Raw genomic sequence first — 7,214 nt, 5'->3', positions numbered from 1 at the left:
TCACCGGAGACGCTGCCCGCCCAGGAAGAAAAGACGGACCTGAAAATCGCCTTAGGAAGCAAGAAGGAAGAGGAGACTCCTGCGAAGGAGCATCTCACCTTCTCTTCATTACTCAGTTCAAGCCGTGCCCATAAGGAGCAAGAGACTGCCGCCCTGAGCGGAGCGGTTCCTGCAGCGCCTATTCCAGAGGCCGGGAATGATAGTGAATGGAAGAGCCGCTTCATCGGCGGATTGGGCAGTGCCGAGCTGTTCCGCAAAGTCCGGCTCTGCATCGTGCAGCGGGAAGATACCCTGGACACTATAGCCGAGAAATATCAGCTGAGTGCACGGGAACTGGTCATGTACAACCGGCTGTCCGGCCAGAATGTGGAGGAAGGGCAGGTCTTATACATTCCTTAGAGCTTCGTGAACGGCATGATTATGTACTTGAGAAACCTCTCCTTAAAAAATGGTAGGTTACACTTCCATTTTTCAGAAAGGAGAGGTTTCTTTTTGTATTCCGCCAAATATTTTATTTGGGCGGTATAAGTCCCGCAGTTTGTGCGTATGCTGGTTGACTAGGAATAGCACTAACTGTATTATGGGATTAAGTAAAACTTAGCTAAAGACTGGGAACGGGAAGAGTAGGCGGTCAGCCCTTCAGAGAGCGGAATTGTAATTGCTGTGAATTTCCGCAGGATGCAGCCACCGAAGTCGCCCCGGAGTCGCCCTTCTGAATGCATACCCTGAATCAGGATTGCAGTGTAGGATGTGGCCGGATGCAGCCGTTATCTGCGTGAGTGTCGCGCTAAGCTCTGGAACCGTAAGGTATCCGGGCAGAGGTTTATTTTCTGTTAGCGCGAAACAAAGGTGGTACCGCGAAAGAATGGCCTTTCGTCCTTTGAGACGAAAGGCCTTTTTGTATTTTCATGACCACAAACAATACAGTTATCTTAATGGAGGTTCAGAACATGGCTGATCACAACACTAATGCGGCAGCGGAGCTGCCGGACACGCAGGCTGCGGCAGACAATGCCGCTGCTGACAATAACGCCAAGAGCGAAATGCCGACTACATATGATCCGAAGGCGGCAGAGCAGAAATGGTACACCTACTGGATGGAGAACGAATTCTTCAAGGCCGGCATGCGGCCTGATGCCGAGCCTTACAGCATCGTAATTCCCCCGCCGAACGTAACGGGGATGCTGCACATCGGGCATGCGCTGGATTTCACGCTGCAGGATATCCTGATCCGCGTGAAGCGGATGCAGGGCTTTGATACCCTCTGGCTGCCGGGAACGGACCATGCCGGGATCGCTACCCAGACCAAGGTGGAGCAGAAGCTGCGCCAGCAGGGAATTTCACGCCATGATCTCGGGCGCGAGAAATTCCTGGAGCAGGTATGGGCCTGGAAAGAGCAGTATGCCGAAACCATTCACGGGCAATGGGCGAAGATGGGGCTGTCTCTGGACTATTCGCGCGAGCGGTTTACGCTGGACGAAGGATTGACCAAGGGGGTACGCCAAGTCTTTGTTGAGCTGTACCGCAAAGGCCTGATCTACCGCGGCAAGCGTATTATCAACTGGGATCCGGCTGCGCGTACCGCATTGTCGGATATCGAAGTGGAATATAAGGAAGTTAACGGACACCTGTACCACCTGCGTTATCCGCTTAAGGACGGCAGCGGCTTCATTACGGTAGCCACTACGCGTCCGGAGACGATGCTGGGCGATACAGCGGTAGCGGTGCATCCTAAGGATGAACGCTACAAAGACCTGATCGGCAAAACTCTGATTCTGCCAATCGTCGGCCGGGAGATTCCGATTATTGCCGATGATTATGTAGAGAAGGAATTTGGCAGCGGAGCGGTGAAGATCACCCCCGCCCATGATCCGAACGACTTCGAGGTAGGTCTGCGCCATAACCTGCCGCAGATTAATGTGATGGACGAAGGCGGCACGATGAATGAGGAAGCCGGACCTTACCAGGGTCAGGACCGCAGCGAATGCCGCAAGAATATCGTTGCTGATCTGAAGGAACAGGGTGTTCTGATCTCCATAGAAGACCATGTGCACCAGGTTGGTCACAGCGAGCGTTCCGGGGCAGTAGTTGAGCCTTACCTGTCCACCCAATGGTTCGTTAAGATGCAGCCGCTGGCCGAAGCCGCCATCACTGCACAGAAGAACGGTGAAGGCGTTAACTTCGTGCCGGACCGTTTTGAGAAAACCTATCTGAACTGGATCGAAAACGTACGTGACTGGTGTATTTCCCGCCAATTGTGGTGGGGACACCGCATCCCAGCCTGGTACTCTGAGTCTACGGGTGAAGTGTTTGTTGCGTATTCCGAAGATGAAGCCCGCGAAATCAGCGGTCTCGATGATCTGAAGCAGGATGAGGATGTTCTCGACACCTGGTTCAGCTCCAATCTGTGGCCGTTCGCCACACTCGGCTGGCCGGATGAGGACAGCAGCGATTATCAGCGTTTTTACCCGAACAATGTCCTGGTTACCGGCTATGACATCATTTACTTCTGGGTAGCCCGTATGATCTTCTCTGCACTCGAATTTACCGGCAAGAAGCCGTTTAACGATGTCTTCATGCACGGTCTGGTACGGGATGCAGAAGGACGTAAAATGTCCAAGTCGCTTGGCAACGGGATTGATCCGCTGGATGTGATCGAGCAATATGGTGCGGATGCTATGCGGTACATGATTTCGACGGGCAGCACAGCCGGGCAGGATCTGCGTTTCCGTATGGAGAAGGTAGAGCAGGCGCGCAATTTTGCCAATAAGATCTGGAATGCTTCCCGCTTCGCACTGATGAATCTGGAAGGTGTAAGCTTTGCAGATATTGACATTACAGGTGAGCTTACGACGGCGGACCGCTGGATTTTACACCGCCTGAACGAAACTTCTCGCGATATTACGCGTCTAATTGACTCGTACGAGTACGGTGAGACTGGCCGTCTTCTGTACAACTTCATTTGGGATGATCTGTGTGACTGGTATATCGAGTTCGCGAAGCTGTCGCTTTATGGTGCGGATGCAGCCGCCAAAGCCAAGACCCAATCGGTGCTTGCCTATGTGCTGGACCGCACGCTGCGCCTGATTCATCCGTTCATGCCGTTCATTACCGAGGAAATCTGGCAGCATCTGCCGCATGAGGGCGAGACGATTACCCTTGCGCAGTGGCCTGTGTATGATGCGGCACTTGAGAACCCTGAGGCTGTTGCTGAAATGAACCTGCTAATGGATGTTATCCGTGCGGTTCGTAACATCCGTGCTGAAGTGAATGTGCCGATGAGTAAAAAGGTTGAGCTGATCATCAAAGCCGGAAGCGAAGAAACGCTTAGCATCATTGCCCGCAACGATAATTACATCGGGCGTTTCTGCAATACTTCTTCGTTCGAAGCAGCCCTTAATCCGCAAACTCCGGATAAGGTTATGTCCGCAGTAGTTACAGGAGCAGAGCTCCTGCTGCCGCTATCCGGTCTGATCGATATCGAACAGGAAATTATCCGTCTGGAAAAAGAAGTGCAGACGCTGAACAGCGAAGTAGAACGCGTAGAGAAGAAGCTTGGTAACCAGGGGTTTGTTGCCAAGGCACCGGCTAAAGTCATCGAAGAGGAACGGGCTAAGCAGGCGGATTATTCCGCTAAGCGCGAGAAAGTGCTGGCCCGCATCGCAGAGCTGAGAGGATAAGGGACATGGAAGAGATGATCGGGAGCGGCGGTACCGCTCCCTTAAGTTCTTATACAGAAGCGGTCGACTGGATTAACGGTCTGATTCCTTTCGGCATCCGTCCGGGGCTGGAGCGGATTGAAGTGCTGATGGAGAAGCTGGGCAATCCGCACCGCAAGCTGAAGTTCATTCATGTAGCGGGGACGAACGGCAAAGGCTCGACCTGCGCTTTTTTGACAAGTGTGCTGCTAAAGAGCGGGTATAGCGTTGGAACGTTCACTTCTCCCTATATCACCAAATTCACCAACCGTTTTCAGTATAATGGCATGGATATTCCTGAAGAGACGCTCGCCGAGCTTGCGGAGAAGCTGCGTCCGCTCGTCGAAGAAATTGCCGGGACTGAGCTGGGTTCACCCACGATGTTTGAAGTGGCTACGGCGCTGGCTATCCTCTACTATGCGGAGCGCTGTTATCCCGATGTAGTCGTATGGGAGACGGGTCTTGGGGGAAGGCTGGATGTAACGAACATCGTGACGCCAGTCGTGTCCGTGATTACAAATGTCGGCCATGATCATACCGATGTGCTGGGAGATACCCTGGAGAAGATTGCCGGTGAGAAAGCCGGAATCATCAAGCCCGGAGTTCCTGTAGTCAGCTGCGTGAGCCAGCCCGAAGTTATCGCTGTGCTTAAGGCCAAAGCGGCAGCCTGCCGCTCGACCCTCTATCTGGCGGGAGAAGATTTCAGCTATGATCTGACGGGGATTGAGGATGGTGTACAGCGCTTTAACTTCAAAGGCCCGTTCCGTTCGCTGGACGTTGGCATTGGCATGAAAGGCGAGCATCAGCTGAGTAATGCGGCCGGGGCCATGATGACGCTGGAGGTTCTTCGTCAATACATGGCGTTCATGCTGGAGGACGAGGATGTGCTGGAAGGCTTTAAGAATACGTTCTGGGCTGGAAGGCTGGAGGAAGTAAGCCGCTCTCCGCGGATAGTACTCGACGGGGCACATAATCCCGAAGGCGCGGAGAGTCTGGCCAAAAGCCTGCCGCAGTTTTATAAGTACGGCAAATTAAATTTGCTCATGGGGATGCTGGCAAATAAGCATCATGAGTCATACTTCAAGCATATACTGCCTATAGTGGATACGCTCATCCTGACCGAACCGGATTTCCGGAAGAAAATGGACGCGGAAGAACTGCAGGCCATCGCAGAACGTCTGCGGGATAAATATGCCAAAGAAAATTTGGAAATCATAGTAGAACGTAATTGGGGTAAGGCGCTGCAGCTGCTGCAGTCGATCACGTCAGAGAAAGATCTTGCGGTCGTGTCCGGCACGCTGTATCTGATCTCCGATGTGCGCAGTACGCTTTTGCGGCAACCCGATTCTGAAAAAGGCTGGTGACGAACTGTTGGATACTACTGAACGTGTGCATTTTATAGGGATCGGCGGCTACGGAATGAGCGCGATTGCCCGGGTGATGCTAGAGATGGGATATACGGTTACGGGCTCCGATGTGGCAGCTCAGGAATTGACAGAGAAACTGATTGCCAAAGGTGCCAAGGTTTATATCGGACATACTGCGGAGCAGGTAAAAGGTGCGGATCTCGTAGTTTACTCTACGGCGCTGGCAAGTGACAATGTGGAATGGGTGGAGGCAGAGCGTCTCAAAATCCCGGTTCTGCACCGTTCCCAAATGCTGGCCCGGCTGCTGAATGAACGCAAGGGAGTTGCCGTTGCAGGGGCGCACGGCAAAACAACCACCTCCTCGATGATCGCTTTGATTATGGAGGATTGCGGAGTGGACCCGACATATATTATCGGCGGGGAGATTATGAATGTCGGCACCAACGCTAAGGCCGGACAAGGAGAGTTCGTCGTGGCCGAAGCGGATGAGAGTGACGGCTCCTTCCTTCAGTACCATCCTTGGCTGGCGATTGTGACTAATATTGAAGCGGATCATCTGGAGAACTATGGCGGTGATTTCGGCAAGCTGAAGGCTGCCTACGTCCAGTTTATGAATCAGCTTCGTGAAGACGGCACGGCCATTGTCTGTGCCGATGACGAGACGGCAAGCTCGCTGTTGTCTGAAGTGAAAGGCAATGTCATCACTTACGGCATTCATTCGCCGGATGCGGACTATACCGCCACTGACATCGTGCTGGGTGACCGGCTGGTCTCCTATACGATGAGCAGCCGCGGTCAAGTGCTGGGACGGATTGGGCTGTCCATTCCCGGAAAATACAATCTGTACAATTCAATGGCTGCGGTAATCGCCTGCCTGAAGTCAGGCATCGCTTTCGAGGCCATCGCTGACGCTATAGTGAAATTCCACGGTGCCAAACGCCGGTTCCAGGTGCTTGGCGAAGCCAATGACATTCTGGTGATTGATGACTATGCGCATCACCCTACAGAAATTCAGGCTACGATCAGCGCAGCCAAAGCTACCGGTAAACGGATTATTGCCGTCTTCCAGCCGCAGCGTTATACTAGGACATTCTTCCTCCTGGATGCGTTCAGCCGGGCCTTCAGTGAAGCAGACGAGGTAATCATTACCGACATCTACTCACCGGCCGGTGAGAAGCAGATTGAAGGCGTGACCTCCGCGAAACTGGTGGAGCTGATTGTGCAGAATAGCAACGCCGGGGCAAGGCATCTGCCGACCAAGGAAGCCGTACTGGCAGACCTGCAAGGCCGTATTGCTCCAGGTGATCTGGTGCTCACTATGGGCGCCGGAGATATCTGGAAGGTCGGGTACACCTTGGCGGAAGCTCTGAAGGAACACGGTAAACAAGCATAAATAATTGAAGCTATATCTCGAAGCGTATTCTTTCTGATCATTCGGAAAGGATACGCTTTTTTTATAAAATTTATTTAATTTTAATGGAAGCGTGTACAACCCTGTTGTATGGCGGTACTGCACTTTTAGAAGTAGAAATTTTTTTGAAATATTTATGTAAAATCCTATAAAACGACAAAAACCTGCGCCGCTTTGGGGTAATATATCCTAAATGGATAAGTATGCCCAAAAAATTACAGATAAAGTGGAGAGTAGGAGACGAGGTCATGAAAGAAAGATTACTGTTTATTTCCGCTGAGAATCCTTTTCCGCAAGACAGCGGCGGCAAACTGAGGACTGGCAACATTCTGAATATTTTGATGATGAAATATGAGGTAGACCTGCTAACCTACCGGAACCCGCGGGAACAGAAGCCGCAAGAAAGTGCGCCGGCCTTTACCATGCATGAAGTGGAACGTCGGATGAGTTACCGTAAGGCGATGCTCCGTTCACTCTATAAGTGGCGCAACTGCTCTTATATGAGTCATGCAGATATGGATATGCACAGCCAGATTATTATGCTTAGCAAACAGAACAGCTATAGTCACGTCTTTATCTCTCATAGCCTGCTAGGATCCTGTATTGATATTGTTCGCGGAGTGCTGCCGGAGGCAGTCATTATTACGGATGCCCACAATTTCGAGAGCAATCTCTCGGCACAGCTGGCACAAAAGAAGCACGGTATCGCCAAGCTGTATTTTAAGCTGAATGCGTTCT

Annotated in this window: 5 protein-coding genes and 1 other annotated feature; all 5 genes read left to right on the top strand. The window is 52.0% G+C overall.

The features are described from left to right. Window positions 1–399 (top strand): LysM peptidoglycan-binding domain-containing protein (locus tag AQR02_RS22755; RefSeq protein WP_148449196.1); only part of this gene is annotated, 399 nt, incomplete at its 5' end. Window positions 400–601: 202 nt separating this feature from the next. After that, window positions 602–884: a binding site (T-box leader), on the top strand. Window positions 885–1,043: 159 nt separating this feature from the next. Then, entirely contained in the window at window positions 1,044–3,680 is a 2,637-nt protein-coding gene (locus tag AQR02_RS22750) for a valine--tRNA ligase (protein WP_054942982.1), read from the top strand. A 5-nt stretch (window positions 3,681–3,685) separates the two neighbouring features. Further along, complete coding sequence (locus tag AQR02_RS22745) at window positions 3,686–5,062, top strand: bifunctional folylpolyglutamate synthase/dihydrofolate synthase (protein ID WP_054942714.1); 1,377 nt, start codon at window positions 3,686–3,688, stop codon at window positions 5,060–5,062. Between the two features lie 7 nt (window positions 5,063–5,069). Beyond that, a complete protein-coding gene (murC, locus tag AQR02_RS22740) occupies window positions 5,070–6,458 on the top strand; it encodes a UDP-N-acetylmuramate--L-alanine ligase (RefSeq protein WP_054942713.1) in 1,389 nt (462 codons plus the stop codon). Between the two features lie 266 nt (window positions 6,459–6,724). Further along, a partial coding sequence (locus AQR02_RS22735) for a hypothetical protein (protein WP_159067822.1) occupies window positions 6,725–7,214 on the top strand: 490 nt, incomplete at its 3' end.

The sequence above is a fragment of the Paenibacillus ihuae genome, assembly GCF_001368795.1.
GTDB classification, from domain to species: Bacteria; Bacillota; Bacilli; order Paenibacillales; family Paenibacillaceae; genus Paenibacillus_AQ; species Paenibacillus_AQ ihuae.
This window is presented reverse-complemented; position numbering and strand designations above follow the sequence as displayed.

Bases quoted from the DNA above. Each gene is read 5' to 3' on its own strand.
- AQR02_RS22745 (WP_054942714.1), top strand. From the start codon at position 3,686: ATGGAAGAGATGATCGGGAGCGGCGGTACCGCTCCCTTAAGTTCTTAT.
- AQR02_RS22750 (WP_054942982.1), top strand. From the start codon at position 1,044: ATGCCGACTACATATGATCCGAAGGCGGCAGAGCAGAAATGGTACACC.